Origin of the sequence: Baekduia alba, from assembly GCF_028416635.1 — a bacterium.
Lineage (GTDB): Bacteria > Actinomycetota > Thermoleophilia > Solirubrobacterales > Solirubrobacteraceae > Baekduia > Baekduia alba.
In genome coordinates, this window is sequence record NZ_CP114013.1 from 2,976,093 (window position 1) to 2,995,666 (window position 19,574).

Here is a 19,574-nt window from a genome sequence, read left to right on the forward strand (position 1 = left end):
CGCCCTGGACTCGATCGTCGATGCCCGCGTACGATGGGCGGCGATGCCTGTCGGAGCTGACGCAGGGGCGACGATCACGCGGGAGCTGGAGATGCATCGGCGCGCGCTCACCGGCTACTGCTACCGCATGCTCGGCTCGGGGTCCGAGGCCGAGGACGCTGTGCAGGAGACGATGGTGCGCGCGTGGCGCAACGCCGAGACGCTCCAGGAGCAGGCCGCGCTGAAGTCGTGGCTTTACCGGATCGCCTCGAACGTGTGCTTCGACATGCTCCAGACGCCGCAGCGGCGCGCGCAGCCGATGGACCTCGGCCCCGCGTCGGCGGCCGACGCGGCGCTCGGCCCGGCGCTGGACTCCTGGGTGCAGCCGATCGCCGACGCGCGCGTGGTGCCCAACGAGGGCGACCCGGCCGAGATCGCGGCGGGGCGCGAGACGCTCCGCCTCGCGTTCGTCGCCGCGCTGCAGCACCTGCCGGCGCGCCAGCGCGCGGTGCTGATCCTGCGCGAGGTGCTGCGCTGGCAGGCGTCCGAGGTCGCCGAGCTGCTGGAGACGTCGGTCGCGTCGGTCAACAGCGCGCTGCAGCGGGCGCGGGCGACGCTGGGGTCGCTGGACCTCGACGCCACGTCCGCGCCGAGCGAGCTCGGCGACGACGCCGAGCAGCAGGACCTCCTGGCCCGCTATGTCGACGCGTTCGAGCGCTACGACATGACCGAGTTGGTGGCCTTGCTCCAGCGCGACGCGGCGTTCTCGATGCCGCCGTTCCCGCTGTGGGTCCAGGGGCCGGACGACATCGTGAGGTTCATGACGACGACCGGCGCCAAGTGCGAGGGGTCGAAGGTCGTGGTCACGGCGGCCAACGGCGGGCCGGCGATGGGGATCTACAACCGCGCGGCGGACGGGTCGGGCTACACGCCGTGGGCGGTCGTGGTGATCGAGACCTCAGGGGGCAAGATCTCCGGGCTGCACCACTTCATCTACCCGGAGCTGTTCGCCCAGTTCGGGCTGCCCGAGCGGCTCGAGCACGACGACGCCGCCTAGGCCGCAGAGCTCCAGCAGCCCGCCGAGCGTGGGATGCGGGTCGCGCACGACGAGCGACCAGCCGCACCGGCCCGCGGCGAGCTGGAGCCGCGCGAGCGCGTTGACGCAGCCGAGGTCGGGGCGATCGGCCATGTGGCCGACGACCAGCTCGGTCCCGTCGTCGACGACGACCACGAGGGTCGCCGCCCGTTCGTGGCGGTGCACGGCGCACATGTCTGCCTGCTGAGACGGCGCAGGTGGCGGAAAGTGATCGGTGGGGTCAGGACGACCGCCGATGAGTTTCGCCGCCGCGGGTCGTCCGAGGCGCATGACCCCTCCCTCCTCCCCGTTCGTCCTCGTTCCCGGCGCGGGCGGCGAAGGCTGGTACTGGTCGCGCGTCGCTCCCCTTCTGCGCGCGGCCGGTCATGACGCCATCGCCGTCGATCTCCCCGCCGGGGACGAGGACGCGGGCCTCGACGCGTACGCCGACGTCATCCTCGAGGCGGTTGGCGGGCGGACCGGCGTCACGCTCGTCGCCCAGTCGATGGGCGCGTTCAGCGCGCCGCTGGCGGCCGAGCGGGCCGACGTCGCGGGGCTGCTCCTGGTCTGCCCGATGATCCCGGCGCCGGGTGAGTCGGCGAGCGGCTGGTGGGCGGGCAGCGGCCAGTTGGCGGCGCGGCGCGCCAACGAGGAGCGCGAGGGCCGCGACCCCGACGCGCCGTTCGACGAGCGCGAGGCGTTCTTCCACGACGTCGCGCCCGAGATCGTCGAGGAGGCCTACGCCGGCGACCCGCCGCAGCAGGCCGACAAGCCCTTCGAGGAGCCGTTCCCGCTCTCCGCCTGGCCGGACATCCCGACCCGCGTCCTGCTCGGCCGCCACGACCGCCTGTTCCCCTACGCCTTCATGCGGCAGCTGAGCCGCGACCGCCTCGGCGTGGAGGCCGACGCCGTCGACGCCGGCCACCTCGCCTGCCTCGCGCAGCCGGAAGCGACCGCGCAGTGGCTGCTGCGTTCTGCGGCTTAGCGGCCGCCGGCTACCGCGGGAAGGATCTGGACCTCTCCGCCGTCCTTGACCGTGGTCGCGAGGCCGTCGCCGAAGCGCACGTCCTCGCCGTCCACGTAGACGTTGACGAAGCGGCGCAGGCCGCCGTCGCCGTCGGAGAGCGAGTCCTTCAGCTCGGGGTGCTCGCCGTAGAGCGCCTCGAGCACGGCGCCGACGGTCTCGCCCTCGACCGCGATCTTCGCCGCGCCGCCGGCGGCGGCGCGCAGCTGCGTCGGCAGCTTGACCGTGACGGCCATCAGGCCGACACCCCGGCCAGGACCTTGTCCTCGAACTCGGAGAACTTCGGCTCGATCTCGTGGGCCTCGAACGTGTCGCGGACCGCGTCCAGCGTCTTGAGGCCGTCGCCGGTGATGACGAGCACGACCTGCTCGTCGGGATCGATGTCGCCGCGGTCGGCGAGCTTGGCCAGCGTCGCGGTCGTGACGCCGCCGGCGGTCTCGGTGAAGATGCCCGTCGTCTCGGCGAGCAGGCGGATGCCGGCCTTGATCTCCTCGTCGGTGACGCTGTCGACGCCGCCGCCGGTCCGGTTGGCCAGCTCGACGGCGTAGGGGCCGTCGGCCGGGTTGCCGATGGCCAGGGACTTGGCGATCGTGTCCGGCTTGACCGGGCGGCAGACGTCGGTGCCCGCGGCGAACGCGGTCGCGACCGGCGAGCAGCCCAGCGCCTGGGCGCCGTTCATCGTCGGGGCCTCGCCCTCGATGAGCCCGAGCTCACGCCACTCGTCGAAGCCCTTGGCGATCTTGGTGTACAACGACCCGCTGGCGATCGGCGCGACGACGCGGTCCGGCGTGCGGAACCCGAGCTGCTCGGCGATCTCGTAGGCCAGGGTCTTGCTGCCCTCGGCGTAGTACGGGCGCATGTTGACGTTCACGAAGGCCCACGAGTCCTGCTCGCCGCTGACCTCGGTGCACAGCCGGTTGACGTCGTCGTAGTTGCCCCGGACCTTGATCAGGTTGGTGCCGTAGACGCCGGTCGCGAGGATCTTCTGCTCCTCGAGGTCGGACGGGATGAAGACGTAGGACGGCATCCCCAGCGCGGCGGCCGCGGCGGCCACGGCGTTGGCGAGGTTGCCGGTCGAGGCGCAGGCCAGCGTGTCGAAGCCCAGCTCGCGGGCGCGCGCCGCGGCGACCGAGACCACGCGGTCCTTGAACGAGTGCGTGGGGTTGTGCGCGTCGTTCTTGACCCAGACCTCCTTGAGGCCGAGGCGCTCGGCCAGGCGGTCGGCGCGCACGAGCGGCGTGCACCCGGCCGGCAGGCCCACGCGCGAGAGGATCTTCGCGCTCGGCCCCGGCTGGCCGTCGACCAGCGGCAGGAAGTCCACGTAGCGCCAGATGTTCTGCGGGCCGGACGTGATCCGGCGCTTGAGCGACGCGACGTCGTCGGCGAGCGCGCTGTGGTCGTACTTGACCTCCAGCGGGCCGAAGCACTTCGAGCACACGTACTGCGCGGTGAGCTCGTACTCCGTGCCGCACTCGCGACAGGCCAGGTTGGTGACAGCCATTCGGGAACCCCAGTTCTTCGTCGTGATGGTGTTGTGTGACGAAGAAGTGGCTTCCTGCGCCACACGTCTCCAGGAATTGGCACCTTCCCGCCTAAGCGGGGGTTGCCGGGGTTTCATCGGGCCAGTCCCTCCACCCCTCTGGACGTGTACAGCTATGTGGTCGGAAGATTAGCAAGCGCTCTTGAGCTCGCAACCCGCGCCGCAGCGGCCTGCCTCCGCCTTGTCGCCCGATAGACTCCCTGGCGTTGTGATCCCCACCGTCGACGAGCCCTTCAGTCGCCATGCCGAGGCTGCCCCGCCCGCCTCTGCGTCGTGCTGCCCGCTCTCGTGCGGATGGGATCGCGCATGTCGTAGAGCCTGAGACGCCGAACGTCGACGTCGTCGAGTTCGAGGGCCTGCGCTGGATCAACATCGAGCGCCCGCGGCAGATCGACCGCGCCTGGCTCGAGGAGCACTTCGACTTCCACCCGCTGGACTACGAGGACGTCTTCTCGCGCAACCAGCGCCCGAAGGTCGACGAGTACGAGGGCTACCTCTTCGTCGTCCTGCACTTCCCGGTCTACGACAAGCGCGTCAACCGCCTCAACGCGGCCGAGCTCGACATCTTCGTCGGGCCGGACTTCCTGATCACGCTGCCCAACGAGTCGCTGGCGCCGCTGCAGTACGTCTTCGACCGCTGCCAGAACAACGAGGACGTCCGCGAGGACATGTTCAACAAGGGCGCCGGCTACCTGTTGTACAAGGTGGTCGACGCGTGCGTGGACGCCTCGTTCCCGATGCTGCGCAAGATGGGGCTCAAGCTCGAGCGGCTCGAGCAGGCGATCTTCGACGAGGAGGCCAACCGCGAGATCGTCCGCGACCTCTCCAACGCCAAGCAGGAGATCATCAACTTCCGCAAGATCGTCCGGCCGCAGCGCGCCGCGCTGAAGGACCTGGAGCGCACCAAGCGCTACGTGACGGGCGAGCTGGACATCTACTTCGACGACATCAACGACGCGTCCGAGCGCGTCTGGGACATGTTGGAGAACTACCGCGAGGTCATCGAGGGGCTCGAGACGACCAACGAGTCCGTGCTCTCGCACCGCCTGAACGACTCGATCCGCGTCCTCACCGCGTTCAGCGTGATCATGCTGCCGCTCACCCTGATCGCCTCGGTGCTGGGCATGAACGTCGGGGTGCCGGGCGAAGGGTCGATCCACGCGTTCTGGATCACGATCGCGGTGATGCTGTCGGTGCTGACCGGCATGGTCCTGTGGTTCCGCAAGCGCGGCTGGCTGTAGGGCGACCCTGCGGCCCGCCCGCCCGCGCCTGACGGTCGCCAACGCGCTTCACGTGCTGGCGCACGCTGCCGCTGCGCCGGCGACGCCAGCCACGACCGGTCGGGCCGCAGGATCGCCCTACCATCGGCCCTATGGACGCCGGCGTCGCCTACTTCCCCACCCACGATGGTCTCGGGCCCGCGGAGCTCGCGCGGCTCGTCGAGGAGCGAGGTCATCGGTGGCTGATGTGGGCCGAGCACACGCACATCCCGGCGTCGCGCGAGACGCCGTGGGGTGGCGTGGAGGGCGCGCCGCCGCTGCCGCGCAAGTACGTGCACACCTACGATCCGTTCGTGGCGAGCGCCTACGCGCTGGCCGCGACGTCGGCGCTGCGCGTCGGGACGGGGATCGCGCTCGTGCCGCAGCGCGACCCGATCACGACCGCCAAGGAGGTCGCGTCGCTCGACCACCTCTCCGGCGGGCGCTTCGACCTCGGCATCGGCGCCGGCTGGAACCGCGAGGAGATGGCCAACCACGGCGTCGACCCGCGCACGCGGATGAAGCGCATGCGCGAGCACGTCCTGGCGATGAAGGCGATCTGGACGCAGCACGAGGCGTCGTTCCACGGCGACTTCGTCTCCTTCGACCGCATCTGGAGCGACCCCAAGCCGCTGCAGCGACCGCACCCGCCGATCCTGGTCGGCGGCAGCGGGCCGACGGTCCTGGATCGCGTGCTCGAATACGGCGACGCGTGGATGCCCAACCACGGCAGCGGGGTCGTCGAGCGGATCGCGGAGCTGCGCCGGCGGGCCGAGCGGCCGATCGACGTGGTGGTCATGGGCCCGCCGGCGGACGACCTCGAAGTCCTCGAGGCCTATGAGAACGCCGGCGTCGACCGCGTCCTGTTCTGGCTGCCGTCGGCTCGCCGCAGCGTCGTCGAGCTTGAGCTGGACCGCGTCGAGGCCGCCATGGCGCGGCGGCACGACCGTCCGGCGTGAGCGTCGACCCCTGGGCGCTGCTGGCCACCGCGCGCGTCGCGCGCTTCGCCTCGATCTCCGCCCGGACCGGAGCGCCCACCCTCATCCCCGTGACCTTCGCCATCGCGGGCGAGACGCTCGTCCACGCGGTCGACCACAAGCCCAAGCGCACCCGCGAGCTGGCGCGCCTTGCCAACGTCCGCGCCGACCCGCGCGCGTCGCTGCTGGCCGACGAGTACGACGACGAGGACTGGAACCAGCTCTGGTGGGTCCGGGCGGACGGCACGGCCCGCGTGCTCGACGACGCCCCGGACTACGTCGACCTGCTCGTCGCGCGCTACCCGCAGTACCGCGCGCAGCGCCCGTCGGGACCGGTCATCGCGCTCGACGTCGAGCACATCACGTCCTGGAGGGCGTAGGGCGTCGTGCGCACCGATCGCGCTCGCCCCGGCAGTTGCCTGAGGAGCGAGCGCGACCGGCCCTAGGGCACGGACTGGAAGCTGACGCCTGCCGCGCCGCTGGCAGGCGGCGATGTCGTTGTCACGGCGGCGTCGGCGGTCCCTGCGGCCACGAAGACGGAACCCGCAACGAGGAGGAGTGCCACGAGCTCTCGGTGGGAGATCCGCAGGGAGGTCACGAGAAGGATTCAACTCCGTGCGAGGGCGCCCAACAGTCGTGGTCGCCTGCGTCTGGCCGGTGCGGGTGACCGCACCGTCAGCTCGTGTGACCCGGAGGCCCTGTCGGTGTAGTCCGTCACGTGCCCGCCGCCTCACTCTCGTCGCTCGAAGCGCTCGGCGACCAGTTCGCGCTGAACGCCCCCGTCGAGCGCAAGCGCATGCTCGTCATCGTCAACCCTTACGCGACAACGGTTTCCGACCGCCTGCGCAACCTCGTCGTGTACGCGTTGCAGGGCCGCTACGACGTCGACGCGGTCGACACCGAGGCCCGCGACCACGCCACCGCGCTGACGCGCGAGGCGGCCGGCGAGGGCTACGACGTCGTCGTCGCGTTCGGCGGCGACGGCACCGTCAACGAGGCGGCCAACGGCCTGCGCGGCTCGCAGACGCCGCTGACCTGCCTGCCGGGCGGCTCGACCAACGTGTACGCGCGGATGCTCGGGATCCCGAACGACATCGTCGACGCGACCGAGCACCTGCTGCGCATCGCCGACGACTGGCAGCCGCGCGAGGTCCGGATGGCGATGGTCAACGACCGGCGCTTCCTGTTCTCCTCCGGCCTGGGCCTGGACGCCAGCGTCGTCGCCCGGGTCGACGCCCACCCGCACCTCAAGGCGCGCTTCGGCCCCTACTACTTCGCCTGGTGCGGCTTCGGCGAGTTCCTGGGCAAGTACGTCGCCAAGCCGCCGCGGCTGGAGACGGTGACCGACGGCGGCGCGGCGATCCCGGGCGTCACGGTGCTGGTCCAGAAGGGCGAGCCCTACACCTACTTCCGCAAGCTGCCGATCCACGCAGCGCACGGCGCCCGGTTGACGGATCCCACGCTGGCCGGCGTCGTCCTGCGCTCGACGCGCCCGACCGTGATGCCCGGCGTGATGTACCGGCTGTTCTCGGAGCGCGCGCAGCTCGCGCGCCACCGCCAGGTCGACGGCTTCGCCGGCGTCGGCGACGTCGTGGTCCGCAGCGTCGACGGCCGTCCCGTGCCGCTGCACGTGGACGGCGACTACATCGGCGATGTCACCGACGCCGCCTACTCGGTGGACGAGAAGCCGCTGTTCGTGGTGTCCTAGAGGGCATGGATCCCTTCGCCGGCGCCCTCGAGTCGACCGATCAGCTCGCGGAGCTGTACCCGCCGGCGACGCGGCAGGCGTGGGAGAAGGACGTCGCGCGCCTCGACGACGTCGTCCGCCGGCTGATCGCCGCGTCGCCGCTGGTCATCGTGTCCTCCGCGGATGCCGAGGGTCGCTGCGACGCCACGCCGCGCGGCGGACCGGCCGGGTTCGTCAGCGTGTTGGACGAGCAGCATCTGGCGATCCCCGACGCGACCGGCAACCGGCGCCTGGACACGCTGACCAACATCATCGACACCGGCCACGTCGGGCTGCTCTTCCTCATCCCGGGCCGCGAGCAGACGCTGCGCGTCAACGGCCGGGCGTGCGTGACGGCGGCGCCCGCGGTCCTGGAGCGGGCCGGCGCCGTCGGCAAGCCGCCGAAGACCGCGATCGTCGTCGCCGCCGACGAGGTCTACGCGCACTGCCCGAAGGCGCTCGTCCGCTCCGCCCTCTGGAAGCCCGAGTCCTGGCCCGCGCTGGACGACGTCCCGACCGCCGCCGAGGTCATGCACGCTCACCAGCGCGACACCGCGGCGACGCTCGCCGACGTCGAGGCCTACCTCGAGACGTCGCTGCGCGAGCGCCTGGCTTGACCTAGAGCGCGCTCGAAGGGCTAGCGTCCGGCCGATGAACGGCACGACGTCAAAGGCGTACATCATCTCCGAGGTCGAGATCGCGGACCGCGAGGCGGCCGAGCGCTACAAGGAGCTCGCGGCCGCGTCGATCGCGGCGCACGGCGGGCGCTACGTGGTGCGTGGCGCGGCGCCCGAGGTCCTGGAGGGCGAGCGCGGCGACGAGCGCCTGGTCGTCGTGGAGTTCGACGACGTCGCGTCGGCGCAGACGTGGTACGCGTCGCCGGAGTACGCGCCCGCCCTGACGATCGCGCGGCGCGGCGCGCTGCGGCGCCGGCTCACGCTGGTCGACGGCGTCTAGGGCGTCAAGTCATAGGGGTAGTCGGTGAGGACCTCGCAGCCGTCGTCGGTGACGAGCAGCAGGTCCTCGTAGCGGACGCCGCCGATCTCGCGCTCCCACAGGCCGGGCTCGATCGCCAGGACGTCGCCGGGCACGAGCGGGGAGCGGCCGCTCTGGCCCATGCCGGGATCCTCGTGGACCTCGAGCCCGATGCCGTGGCCGAGCGAGAACTGGAAGCCCTCGTTGGGGTCGTCGCCCGGGCCGGTGCGCTGCGTCTTGTGGCCGGCGGCCTCGAAGACGTCGCACGTCATCGCGTGCAGCTCGCGGCCGGTGATGCCGGGCCGGACCGCGTCGCGGACCTTGAAGAACGCCTCGGCGACGAGCGCCTCCTGAGCGCGCGTCGCGTCGTCGACCTCCCCCACCACGAACGTCCGCGTCATGTCGGCCCAGCAGCCCGACGCCTCGTCGCGCGGCCACAGGTCGATCTGGATCGGCAGGTTCGCCGGCAGCGGCCCGACGCCCGGGTCGTGGCCGAAGCCCTGCCAGACGCCGGCGACGATGACGTCGGCTGGCGCGGGCGCGCCGGCGGCGGCGCACGCGTCGCGCAGCGCGGCGCGGACCTGCTCGGCGGTGACGGGCTCGCCGTCGATCACGATCTTGTCGCCCTCGGGCACGGCCCGGCGCAGCACGGCGGCGGCCGCCGCCATCCCGGCCTCGGCCGCCTTCTGCGCGCGCCGGATGCCGGCGAGCTCGGCGGGCGACTTCGCGCGGCGGCGCTGCGCAAAGGTGTCGTGGTCGGGCGTGAGGACGATCCCGTCGGCGCGCAGGCGGTCGGCGACGGCGAGCGGGAAGTCGGGGTCGACGGTCGCGGCACGCAACCCCATCCGCGCAACGGCGCGCGAGACGAGCTCCAACATCATCTGATCGCGCGGCAGCCCGCTCTCCAGCAGGTCGTAGAAGCCGATGTCGCCCCACTCGATCAGCTCGGCGTCGGGCCGCGCGGCGGCGATCCGATCCTGCTCCAGCGAGCTCGTCAGGACGATCGTCCGGCCGCCGACCTCGGCGTAGCCGAAGGGATCGCCGATCGCGATCGGGATCTCGTGGCGCAGCGCGGCGCTGCGCTCGGTGTCGCTGTAGAGGAAGACATCGGACATGGCGTCCGACCATATCTCGCCAGGGCGAACCTGCGGCCCGCATCGTCGTGGCTGACGTCGCTGGCGCAGCGGCAGCGTGCGCCAGCACGTGAAGCGCGTCAGCGACCGTCAGGCGCGGCGAGGCGGCACGCAGAACCGCCCAGCTAGTTGGCGCCCGGGGTGATGCGGTAGGCGTCGAAGACGCCTTCGATGTTGCGCAGGCGCTGGACGGCCTGCTTGAGGCCCTGGGTGTCGGGGACCTCGACGACGAAGCGGTTCTGGACCATCGGCGAGCTCACGATGCAGCGGGCCTCGACGATGTTGAAGCCGGCCTCCGCGAACGTGCGGGACAGGTCCTCCAGCAGCCGGTGACGGTCCCAGGCGTCGACCTGGAGCTCGACGCGGAAGGCCGTCTGGTGGTCGCCCTCCCAGTGGACGCGGACGAAGCGCTCCGGGTCCTTGCGCAGCGCGACCGTGTTGGGGCAGTCGTCGCGGTGGATCGTGATGCCGCGGCCGAGCGACACGTAGCCGACGATCGGATCGCCCGGCACCGGGCGACAGCACTTGGCCAGGCGGACGAGCACGTCCTCCACCCCGTCGACGCGGATGCCGTAGGAGCCGGCCTTGCCGGTCGGCTGGCGGCGCGCGCGGCGGGTGCTGACCAGCTCCTGTGCGGGATCGTTGTCCTCCTCGGCGGCCTCGCCCTGCTTCAGGCGCTGCATCACCTTGTTGACGACGACCTTGGCGGAGATCTTCGCGCCGCCGAGCGCGATGTAGAAGTCGTCGGCCTTGCGGAAGCCCATCTCGCGGATGACGTCGGCCAGCAGCGGCGACGACACGATCTTCTGCGGCGGCAGGCCCTGCTTCTTCAGCGCCTCCTGCAGGATCTCGCGGCCGCTGTGCTCGGTGTCCTCGCGCGACTCGGCCTTGAAGAACTGCTTGATCTTGTTGCGGGCGCGCGTGGTCTTGACCAGCGCCAGCCAGTCGCGCGACGGGCCGCGGTCGCGCTTGGAGGTCAGGATCTCGACGATGTCGCCGCTGACCAGCGCGTAGTTGAGGGGGACGATCTTGCCGTTGACCTTCGCGCCGACGCAGCGGTGGCCGACCTCGGTGTGGACCTCGTAGGCGAAGTCCAGGGGCGTCGCGCCCTGCGCGAGCGACTTGACCTCGCCCTTGGGCGTGAAGACGAAGACCTCCTCGTCGAACAGGTCGACCCGGAGCGTCTCCATGAACTCCTTGGGGTCATGGAGCTCCTGCTGCCAGTCGAGCATCGACCGCAGCCACTTGAGCTTGTCGTCGCCCTCGGGCCCGCCGTTGGCCTTCTTGCCCGGATCCTGCTTGTACATCCAGTGCGCAGCGACCCCGAACTCGGCCATGTCGTGCATGTCCTTGGTCCGGATCTGGATCTCCAACGGCAGGCCCTCGGGCCCGATGACCGTCGTGTGCAGCGACTGGTACATGTTGAACTTCGGCATCGCGACGAAGTCCTTGAAGCGGCCGGGCAGCGGCTTCCAGAGCGAGTGGATGACGCCGACGGCGCCGTAACAGTCCTTGACCGAGTCGACGACGACGCGCATCGCGGTCAGGTCGTAGATCTCGTTGAACTCGCGGCCCTTCTTGGTCATCTTGGAGTAGATGGAGTAGAAGTGCTTCGCGCGCCCCGAGATGCGGGCGGTGATGCCGAGGGCCTCGAGCTCGCGCGACAGCTCGTCGCCGGCGGACTTGACGTAGTCCTCGCGCTCCTCGCGCTGCTGGTTGACCAGGCCCTTGATCTCCTGGTACTTGCGCGGGTGCAGCGCGGCGAAGGCGAGATCCTCCAGCTCCCACTTGATGGCGTGGATGCCCAGGCGGTGCGCGATCGGCGCGTAGATCTCGAGGGTCTCCTTGGCCTTCTCGATCTGCTTCTGCTTGGGCATCGCGTCGATCGTCCGCATGTTGTGCAGGCGGTCGGCGAGCTTGATGAGGATGACCCGGATGTCCGAGGCCATCGCGACCATCATCTTGCGGTAGTTCTCGGCCTGGGCCTCGTCGCGCGAGGTGAAGGTGATGCCGGTGAGCTTGGTGACGCCATCGACGAGCGCGGAGACCTCCTCACCGAAGAGCTCCTTGACCTCCTCGAGCGACGCGGACGTGTCCTCGACGGTGTCGTGCAGCAGCGCCGCGACGAGCGTGTCGGTGTCCAGCCGCATGCCGGCGCAGATCTTCGCGACGCCGACCGGGTGGAAGATGAACTCCTCGCCGGACTTGCGGCGCTGGTCGGCGTGGTGCTCGCACGCGAACACGAACGCCTCTTCGACGCGGCCGCGGTCGATCGGGAGCGCGGCCTCCTCGGCGTGCTCCTCGACGATCGCGAAGAGGTCGGAGAGCAGGCGGCGCTCGGTGGCGGTGAGGTCGGCGCGCGCGACCGCGCTGTGCTCGGCGGGATGGGCGATGACGTCGACGGGCGTGCGGTCGCCGTTGTCGACGGCCGCCCCGTCTCCTTCTACGCCGCCTGCCGTGGTGCGGTCGCGCTCGCGCTGGTCAGCCATGCCGTCCCCTCCGCGTGGCGGCGCTGGGCGGCGACGAAGGCCGGCGAGCGCTCCAGGTCCGTGTGTTGGGCCGCCGGGACCGTGACGGACCCGTCGGCCGGATCGACCTCGACCAACCCCAGCTCGACGAGGACGGCGAGGAGCCGACCCGCGGCGTGGGCGGGACGCTGGGCGAGCGCGGCGTCCAGCGCCGAGCCGTCGCGCAGGGCGCGATAGGCACCGACGAGGGCGGGGCGCAGCGCCGTATCTCGATCCAGGACATCCCGGGAATAGCGTAGCTCAGGCTCCCCCCAGGCCAGATGGGCCATCCGGGTGGGATCGCCGGCCGTGAGCACAGCCTCCTGGTCGGGGTGCATGGGCGGATCGAGGGCCACGAGATGGTGGTACCCGTCGACCAGGCCCGGCTCCCGCTCCAGCACGTCCCAGCTGGTGATCGCGAAGCCGCCGAGGCGGCCGGTGAGCTGGCGGACGCGCGCGGGGCCGTCGGCGGCGACGACGAGGACCGGCTCGCCGGTATGGACGAGCGCGGCGATCGTGCCGGCGAGGCCGGTGCCGCGACGGTCGCGGACCGTGCGCTGCGCGGGGCCGGGCCCGGCGGACGGGCCGGAGACGGCGCGCGAGGCGGCGGAGGCGAGCGTGCGGGCGGACGCCGCCGCGTCGCGCGGCGCGGCGGCAGAGGATCCGGGGGCCGCGGCCAGCGAGCGCTCCGCGGCGGCGACGACGCCCGCGAGCTGCGGCGCGCGGCTCGTCGCGGCGGCCAGCACGGCCTCGCGCCATTCCGCGGACCCGGGCGCGGCCTCGCCCACGAGCTCCGGGGCCTCTTCGACGGCCGGCAGCAGCTTGCGCAGCAGCAGGCGCGGCTCGACCGCGCCCTGGTACTCGTTGAGCTCGAGCGTGAACGTCGCGTGGAGGCGGCCTTCGGCGGCGCCTTCCGGCAGCCCGCCCATCCCGAAGGCGACGGCCTTGGCCCGGATGCCGCCGGCCTCGACGGTGAAGCGGACGTGCTTGCCCTCGGACATCGGGTACGGGTTCACCAGGCGCGCGGCCGGGACCAGCAGCGAGATCGACGGGTTGCCGATGCCGAACGGCGCCAGCCGGCCCAGCTCCTCGGCCAGGCCCTGGCCCAGCTCGTCGCCGGACACGACCGCGTCGACGCGCTCCACCGGCACGAGATCCTCCGGCGCCAGCACGCGCTCGGCGTGCGCGCAGAACGCCGCGCGAAACGCGTCGAGCGAGGTGCGCGCGATCGTGCAGCCCGCGGCGGCGCGGTGGCCGCCGTGGCGGATCAGCGACTCCGCGCACGCGTCCAGGCCGCCGAGGAGGTCGAACGCCGGGATCGAGCGGCCCGACCCGGTCCCCTCGGCCTCCCCCTCGCGCAGCGCGATCATCACGACCGGCCGGTGGTGGCGCTCCGCGATCCGCGACGCGACGATGCCGATCACGCCCGCGTGCCAGCCGTCGGCCCAGAGGACGTAGGCCGGCTGGTCGCCGAGCTCGGCGACCTGGGCCTCGGCCTCGAAGGTGATCCGCTGCTCGACGAAGCGCCGGTCGGCGTTCGCGCGGTCGAGCTCCTCGGCGATCTCGGTCGCGTGGGCCTCGTCGTGCGAGAGCAGCAGCTCCAGCGCGGCGTCGGCCCGGTGCAGGCGCCCGGCCGCGTTGATCCGCGGCGCCAGGCCGAAGCCGAGCGCGCGGGCGTCGACCCGCGTCGGATCGACGCGCGCCACCCGCATCAGCGCGCGCAGACCGGGCTTCTCGGTCCGCCCGAGCGCGACCAGCCCCTGCCGCACCAGCCGCCGGTTCTCCCCACGCAGCGGCACGCAGTCGGCGACGGTGGCCAGGGCCACCAGGTCGAGGTCGGCCAGCGCGATCGCCGCGTCGTGGCCGGCGGCCTCCAGCAGCGCGCCCGCCACCTTGTGGGCGACGCCGCCGGCGCACAGGTCAGGGCACGGGTAGCCGCACACGGCCGGATGGACGATCGGCGCGTCGGGCAGGCGGCCGTCGGCCCGCGGCGAGTGGTGGTCGGTGACGACGACGTCCAGGCCGAGCGACTTCGCCAGCGCGACCTCGTCGACCGCCGTGATCCCGCAGTCGGTCGTCACCAGCAGCTTCGTGCCGCGCGCCGCCAGCTTCTCGACGGTCGCGGCGCTCAGCCCGTAGCCGTCCTCAGCACGCGACGGCAGGTACCAGTCGACGACCGCGCCCACCCCGCGCAGCGCGCGCACGAGGATCGCCGTGGACGTCACGCCGTCGACGTCGTAGTCGCCGTGGACCGTGATCCGCGTCCCGGCCTGGGCGTGGCGCAGCAGGACCGCGATCGCCTCGTCGATGCCCCGGAAGGCCGACGCCGGATGCTCGTCGACGCCCGCCAGCCACGCGCGCGCGTCGTCGAGCGAGGTGATCCCACGCCGCACCAGCGCCTGGCCGACCGGGAAGCTCATCCCGAGATCGCGCGCCAGCGCCAGCGCCGCGGCGCTGTCGCACGGCGGGACGTCGAGTCGCGGTGTGAGCATCACCCCGCAAGATGCCAGCGCGATCGGACGCCACGCCGGCGTCGTTCCCGCACCCTCCGACGATTTCGCGCCGGAGCGACTCCTACAACTAAAGTTCCAGCGCGGGGATCTTCCTGCGGACGCCCTCGTAGTACACGAGCGCGATGCCGATGATGGCCCCTGGTGCGGCCTCGATCGCCTGCAGGACGTGCGTCTCGTTCTGGCCCGGGATCGTGAAGCCGTTGACGATCAGGCCGAACAGCGCCGCGCCGAAGAGCGCGCCGAGGAAGGCGCCGACGATCCCGCCCCAGAAGCGGTCCGGGAGGAAGATCGTGAAGTGCCAGAGGGCGAGGCCCATCATGACCCAAGCGAACATCGCCATGGCTAACGCGGTCTCCCGTGACGCTTGTTGCGCGAGCGCCGAGGCTTGTCGCGCTTGTTGTCCTTGAGCACCAGGTCCTCGGGCTGGGCGTCGGCCGAGAGGTCCTCGGGCTCGGGCGCGGGCTCCGGCTCGGGCGGCGCGGGCTCGGCCTCGCGCTCCTTGGTCTTGGACGCGACCCGGCTCGGGGCCGTCTCGTGCGAGATGTCCTCGACCATCTGCTGGAACTCGGTCTGCGACACGCCGCGCTCGGGATCCTCCGGGGAGGTGATCCGGCGCGACGGGCGCTGCGGGCCCTTCGGGTCGACCGTGATGCCGTGCGACGCGGTCGCGTAGGCGGGCACCACGCCGCCGTTCTCGGCCGCGATGCGCGCCCGGCGGCGGCGGTACAGCTCGTCGCGCTCCTTCCAGTGCGAGAGCACCGGGGAGGCGATGAAGATCGACGAGTACGCGCCCGAGACGACGCCGACCAGCAGCGCGAAGGCGAAGTCCTTGAGCGTGTCGCCGCCGAAGAACAGCAGCGCCAGGATCGGCAGCAGGGTGCAGAACGACGTGGCCAGGGATCGCGTCAGCACCTCGCTCATGGAGCGGTTGACGATCTGCGTGAACGCGGCGCGCGGCATGCGCGGCACGTTCTCGCGGATGCGGTCGAACACGATGATCGTGTCGTACAGCGAGTAACCGAGGATGGTCAGCAGCGCCGCGACCGTCGACGTCGTCACCTCCCGGCCGGTGAGCGAGTACACGCCTGCCGTGATCAGCAGGTCGTGCATCAGCGCGATCAGCACCGGGACGGCGAACTTCCACTCGAATCTCAGCGCGATGTAGGCGCTGATCACCAGCAGCGACGCGATGATCGCGACGATCGCGGACTTCGCGACCGTCTGGCCGAAGGTCGGGCCGATCGAGTCCGACGAGTACGCGCGCGTCTCGCCGAAGGCCTTGTTCAGCGCGGGCTCGATCTTGGCGACCTGGGCCGGCTTGCTCTCGCCCAAGGAGATCTGGATGCCGTTGCCGTCGCCCTTCAGCTCCTTCTTGTCGCCCTTGATCTTCTGGACCTCGGGGTTCTTGAAGCCCGCGTTGCGCAGGACGTCGCCGACCTGGTTCTCGCTCGGCGTGTTCTCGACGAACGCCGCCTTGACGCGCGTGCCGGACTGGAAGTCGATGCCGAAGTTGAGGCCCTTGCCACCGATCGCCAGGGCGCCGATCAGCAGGATCACGCCGGAGAAGGAGAAGAACCACTTCGACGCGCCCATGAAGTCCTGCGTCCAGCGACGCTTGGACTCGCCGGCGCCGAGCGCGCTCGGGTGCGTGATGAAGCGCGAGCGCTGCATCTGGCCGAGGGCCGCCTGGGTGGCCAGGACGGCGGTGAACAGCGACGTCAGCGTGCCGATGCCCAGGGTGAACGCGAAGCCCTTCACGCCCGCCGTGGCGAGGATGAAGAGGATGAAGGCCACCATGAACGTGACGACGTTCGCGTCGACGATCGCGGCGATGCCCTTCTTGTAGCCCTGCGCGATGCCCGCGGCGACCGACCTGCCCCCGCGGATCTCCTCTTTGACGCGTTCGAAGATGACGATGTTCGCGTCGGCCGCGACGCCGATCGTCAGGATCAGCCCCGCGATGCCCGGCAGGGTCATCGTGATCGGGATCAGCTTGATCAGCGCGAACAGGTAGATCGCGTAGACGACCAGCGCGGCGACGGCGATGACGCCAAGGACGCGGTAGAAGACCAGCAGGAACAGCGCGACGATGACGAAGCCGACGATGCCGGCGATCAGGCCCTGGTGCAGCGCCTGCTGGCCGAGCGTCGCGGAGACCTGCGACTGCGAGATCAGCTCGAGGTCGATCGGCAGCGCGCCGGTCTTGAGCAGGTTCGCCAGGCGCTGGGCCGACTTGATGGTGAAGCCGCCCGAGATCTCCGACCCGTTGGACCCGTCGATGCCGTCCGGGTTCTGCTGGGGGTCGATGTACGGGACCGAGATGAGCTTGTTGTCGAGGACGATCGCGAAGTGGTCGGCGACCGCCTGCGGGTTGACGCCCGGCAGCAGCTTGGCCGAGCCGCGCTGCGCGATCGCGCGGGTCGTGGTCTGCCACTTCTTGCGCCCCGAGTCGGTGAAGTCGAACGTGACGTTGGGCTGGCCGGTCCCGCCGGCGCCGCTGTCGGTGTTCTGCTCGGGGTTCTTGATGTCCGTGCCGCGGAGGGCCGGGTCGTCCTTGAGGACGTAGAAGGAGTCAGACGCGGCGGCGACCGCGTTCTTGTCGCTGTCGTCGGCCTCGGACTGGACGACGATGTAGCCCTCGGGGACCTTGACGAAGGACGTCGGCTTCTTGCCGAGGTTGTTGCACGCCTCGCGGGCGGCGGCCTCGGTGTTCTGCGGGCCGCAGAGGACGGTCTTGGCCTTGTCGTCGACGCCGTAGTACAGCCCGGAGTGCGTGTCGTCGGGCTCGCTGGTCGGCTTCAGCTTCGAGGCCTGCATGACGGCCTCGAACTGCGTCTGGGCCGCGCCGCTGCCGGGCTGGCCGGCGGTCGAGCCGCCCGTGACGCCGTCGTCGCCCGGGCTCGGCTTGCCGTTCGGCCCGACGACCGACTTCTCCCAGTCGTAGAACGCCAGCTGGGCGGTCGTGCCGACCTGCTGCTGGGCCTGGTCGGCGTTCTTGACGTCCGGGAGCGAGACGTCGATCTGGTTGGAGCCGGACTGCTGGATCTCCGGCTCGGCGACGCCGAGGTTGTCGACGCGCTCCCGCATGATGTCCATCGTCCGGTTGATGGAGTCGGACGTGACCTTCGAGAACTTGGTCGGCTGGGCCTCGTAGACCAGCGAGACGCCGCCCTTGAGGTCGAGGCCCTGGCGCGTCGTCTTGGACAGCGGCGACCCGGGGACGATGACCGCCAGCGCGAGCACCAGGAGGGTGGCCACGATGGCGAGGACGAGGATGTTTCGGCGGCGATCGGTCATGCGAAGCGGACGGCAGAGTACTGCTCAGGGACAGGGGGACGACAGACGGGACCTAGCCGGACTGTCAGCCGGGTCACTTGTCCGGCGTCAGGACGAGCAGCATGCCTCCGTCGTCATCGTACGCAGGGAACAGGTCAGCGGTCGCCTGGGCGGGCAGGTCACCCTCGGCGTTGACCTCGACGGGCTGCTTGAGCTTGCGGACACCCCACTCGAGGACCGTGCCGACCGGATCGTCGCCACCGGCGAAGCTCAGGCCGAGCACGTCGCGCACCGGACGCCCGATGACCTTCTCGTCGTCCAGGCCGGTCAGCTCGAACGACCCGCGGCCACAGGCGATCACGTTGCCTTGGGCGTCGCAGGCGAAGAAGGCGGCGTCGGGCGCCGGGTAGTAGTCGTCCAGCAGCTCGAACAGGAAGCCGAAGCCGCATTTGGAGCAGCCGCGGGCCTCACGACGGAAGCCGGCGTTGCGTTCGGTCTCGGTGCTGCGGTTGCCGCAGTTGGGGCAGATGAAGAGATGGGCCATCGTTTCGGTGAGCAAGGGTATCCGGGTCACCGGGCGAGGTCGGGGGAAGGCGGTTCGAGCCTTCATCTGCACACAACAAGGGGCCAGGCGTGCAGCCTCCCGCCGAAGGCTCTGGTAAACCGCCGGACCAATGGAAGGCTCGGGCCCGCGCCCCAACGAACCCGAGGTGCCGCTGGGCGACGCCGCCATCGCGACCGAGATCGCGCAGGCGGCCGCCCGCGGCCGCGGCGCCGACCGGGCGCCGACGCTCGAGCAGCTGCTCGCCGCGTTCGGCGAGCACGCGCCCACCGACGCCGCGCGCCGACGCGTGGCGGCGGCGCTGCGCGTGGCGGGCATGGGCGTCCGCCCGGACCTGCTGACCGCCGAGCCGGGGCAGCGGTTGCTGCTGCTCCCGCCGGGCGCGAGCGGCGGCCGGTCGCGCGGCCGCGCGGTGCTGGGCCTGGTCGGCGTGGGCGTCGTGCTCGCGGTGGCCGCGGCGGGCGCGTCGCTGCTGGGCAGCGACGGCAGCGGCAACGACCGCGCGTCGGACAGCCTGCCGCCCGGGACCACGACGACGCCGGCGCTGACGCAGGCGGAGACGACGGCCACCACGGCGACCGACACGGCGCCCACGGACACGACGACGACGCCGACCGACACGACGACGACCCAGACCACGACCACGCCGTCGGCCGACGACCAGGCCGCGGCCGACGCCGCCGAGCGGCGCCGCAAGCGCGCGGCCCGGCTCAAACGCCAGCGCGCGGCGGCGGCGGCGCGCAAGCGCGCGACGGCGAGCAAGGCCGTCACCGTCCGCGTCGACGCGACCAACCGCCCGACGTTCCTCTGCGTCGAAGACGGCAAGGGCAACCAGCTGTTCGGCGGCACGCTGTCGGCCAAGAAGGTCTTCAAGGGCCGCCGCATCCGGATCAACGTCGGCCTGGCCTCGACCCGGATCACCGTCAACGGCAACCCGGTCCGGCTCAACGGCTCGCCGGACGGGCTCGACATCACGCGGGCCGGCGGGGCGAAGACGCTGCCGCTCGGCAAGCGCCCCTGCAGCTGAT

The 19,574-nt window shown here is 71.5% G+C and carries 18 protein-coding genes and 1 riboswitch; of the genes, 9 read left to right on the forward strand and 9 right to left on the reverse strand.

The genetic code is table 11. The features are described 5' to 3' along the window. Positions 1 to 43 precede the first annotated feature (43 nt). Complete coding sequence (locus tag DSM104299_RS14950) at positions 44 to 1,036, forward strand: sigma-70 family RNA polymerase sigma factor (protein ID WP_272472429.1); 993 nt, start codon at positions 44 to 46, stop codon at positions 1,034 to 1,036. Here the strand turns inward: DSM104299_RS14950 and DSM104299_RS14955 are convergent. Beyond that, entirely contained in the window at positions 938 to 1,345 is a 408-nt protein-coding gene (locus DSM104299_RS14955) for a hypothetical protein (RefSeq protein ID WP_272472430.1), read from the reverse strand. The genes DSM104299_RS14950 and DSM104299_RS14955 overlap by 99 nt on opposite strands. On the opposite strand from DSM104299_RS14955, the gene DSM104299_RS14960 reads away from it, so the two are divergent. Further along, positions 1,344 to 2,039, forward strand: coding sequence for an alpha/beta fold hydrolase (locus tag DSM104299_RS14960; protein ID WP_272472431.1), 696 nt, complete (start codon positions 1,344 to 1,346; stop codon positions 2,037 to 2,039). The two genes, DSM104299_RS14955 and DSM104299_RS14960, sit on opposite strands and share 2 nt — an antisense overlap. On the opposite strand, the gene DSM104299_RS14965 is transcribed toward DSM104299_RS14960, so the two are convergent. Together DSM104299_RS14965 and thrC are read right to left on the reverse strand one after the other, a co-directional pair. After that, entirely contained in the window at positions 2,036 to 2,314 is a 279-nt protein-coding gene (locus DSM104299_RS14965; protein WP_272472432.1) for a ubiquitin-like small modifier protein 1, read from the reverse strand. The two genes, DSM104299_RS14960 and DSM104299_RS14965, sit on opposite strands and share 4 nt — an antisense overlap. Continuing rightward, positions 2,314 to 3,579 (reverse strand): threonine synthase, encoded by a 1,266-nt coding sequence (thrC, locus tag DSM104299_RS14970; RefSeq protein WP_272472433.1) that lies wholly within the window; start codon positions 3,577 to 3,579, stop codon positions 2,314 to 2,316. Before thrC ends, DSM104299_RS14965 begins: the two co-directional genes overlap by 1 nt. 60 nt (positions 3,580 to 3,639) lie before the next feature. Further along, a riboswitch (SAM riboswitch) is annotated at positions 3,640 to 3,728 on the reverse strand. A gap of 132 nt (positions 3,729 to 3,860) precedes the next feature. Here thrC and DSM104299_RS14975 point away from each other — a divergent pair. The 6 genes from DSM104299_RS14975 (at position 3,861) to DSM104299_RS15000 (ending at position 8,537) form a co-directional block, all read left to right on the forward strand. Next, positions 3,861 to 4,859: a magnesium transporter CorA family protein gene (locus DSM104299_RS14975; protein ID WP_272472434.1), complete on the forward strand. Its 999-nt coding sequence runs from the start codon at positions 3,861 to 3,863 to the stop codon at positions 4,857 to 4,859. 131 nt (positions 4,860 to 4,990) lie between these two features. After that, positions 4,991 to 5,836, forward strand: coding sequence for an LLM class F420-dependent oxidoreductase (locus DSM104299_RS14980; protein WP_272472435.1), 846 nt, complete (start codon positions 4,991 to 4,993; stop codon positions 5,834 to 5,836). After that, entirely contained in the window at positions 5,833 to 6,234 is a 402-nt protein-coding gene (locus DSM104299_RS14985) for a TIGR03668 family PPOX class F420-dependent oxidoreductase (protein ID WP_272472436.1), read from the forward strand. The genes DSM104299_RS14980 and DSM104299_RS14985 overlap by 4 nt, the downstream gene beginning before the upstream one ends. Before the next feature lie 338 nt (positions 6,235 to 6,572). Then, on the forward strand, positions 6,573 to 7,562 hold the full coding sequence (locus tag DSM104299_RS14990; RefSeq protein WP_272472437.1) for a diacylglycerol/lipid kinase family protein: 990 nt from the start codon (positions 6,573 to 6,575) through the stop codon (positions 7,560 to 7,562). 5 nt (positions 7,563 to 7,567) lie between these two features. After that, complete coding sequence (locus DSM104299_RS14995; RefSeq protein ID WP_272472438.1) at positions 7,568 to 8,197, forward strand: MSMEG_1061 family FMN-dependent PPOX-type flavoprotein; 630 nt, start codon at positions 7,568 to 7,570, stop codon at positions 8,195 to 8,197. A 34-nt stretch (positions 8,198 to 8,231) separates the two neighbouring features. Continuing rightward, complete coding sequence (locus DSM104299_RS15000; protein ID WP_272472439.1) at positions 8,232 to 8,537, forward strand: DUF1330 domain-containing protein; 306 nt, start codon at positions 8,232 to 8,234, stop codon at positions 8,535 to 8,537. On the opposite strand, the gene DSM104299_RS15005 is transcribed toward DSM104299_RS15000, so the two are convergent. The 6 genes from DSM104299_RS15005 to DSM104299_RS15030 all read right to left on the reverse strand — a co-directional run bounded on the left by DSM104299_RS15005 (position 8,534) and on the right by DSM104299_RS15030 (position 18,594). Next, positions 8,534 to 9,670, reverse strand: a complete 1,137-nt coding sequence (locus DSM104299_RS15005; RefSeq protein WP_272472440.1) for a M24 family metallopeptidase — start codon at positions 9,668 to 9,670, stop codon at positions 8,534 to 8,536. The two genes, DSM104299_RS15000 and DSM104299_RS15005, sit on opposite strands and share 4 nt — an antisense overlap. A gap of 143 nt (positions 9,671 to 9,813) precedes the next feature. After that, complete coding sequence (locus DSM104299_RS15010; RefSeq protein WP_272472441.1) at positions 9,814 to 12,177, reverse strand: RelA/SpoT family protein; 2,364 nt, start codon at positions 12,175 to 12,177, stop codon at positions 9,814 to 9,816. After that, positions 12,132 to 14,687 carry a single-stranded-DNA-specific exonuclease RecJ gene (gene recJ / locus DSM104299_RS15015; RefSeq protein ID WP_272472442.1) on the reverse strand — a complete coding sequence of 852 codons (2,556 nt, stop codon included), beginning with the start codon at positions 14,685 to 14,687 and terminating at the stop codon, positions 12,132 to 12,134. Before recJ ends, DSM104299_RS15010 begins: the two co-directional genes overlap by 46 nt. A gap of 88 nt (positions 14,688 to 14,775) precedes the next feature. Continuing rightward, on the reverse strand, positions 14,776 to 15,048 hold the full coding sequence (locus tag DSM104299_RS15020; RefSeq protein ID WP_272472443.1) for a hypothetical protein: 273 nt from the start codon (positions 15,046 to 15,048) through the stop codon (positions 14,776 to 14,778). 2 nt (positions 15,049 to 15,050) lie between these two features. Next, positions 15,051 to 18,005, reverse strand: coding sequence for a protein translocase subunit SecD (secD, locus tag DSM104299_RS15025; RefSeq protein ID WP_272472444.1), 2,955 nt, complete (start codon positions 18,003 to 18,005; stop codon positions 15,051 to 15,053). A gap of 73 nt (positions 18,006 to 18,078) precedes the next feature. Then, on the reverse strand, positions 18,079 to 18,594 hold the full coding sequence (locus tag DSM104299_RS15030; RefSeq protein ID WP_272472445.1) for a PAS domain-containing protein: 516 nt from the start codon (positions 18,592 to 18,594) through the stop codon (positions 18,079 to 18,081). Positions 18,595 to 18,658: 64 nt separating this feature from the next. Between DSM104299_RS15030 and DSM104299_RS15035 the strand changes: the two genes are divergently transcribed. Beyond that, a complete protein-coding gene (locus tag DSM104299_RS15035; RefSeq protein WP_272472446.1) occupies positions 18,659 to 19,573 on the forward strand; it encodes a hypothetical protein in 915 nt (304 codons plus the stop codon). The last annotated feature ends 1 nt before the right edge of the window (position 19,574 follow it).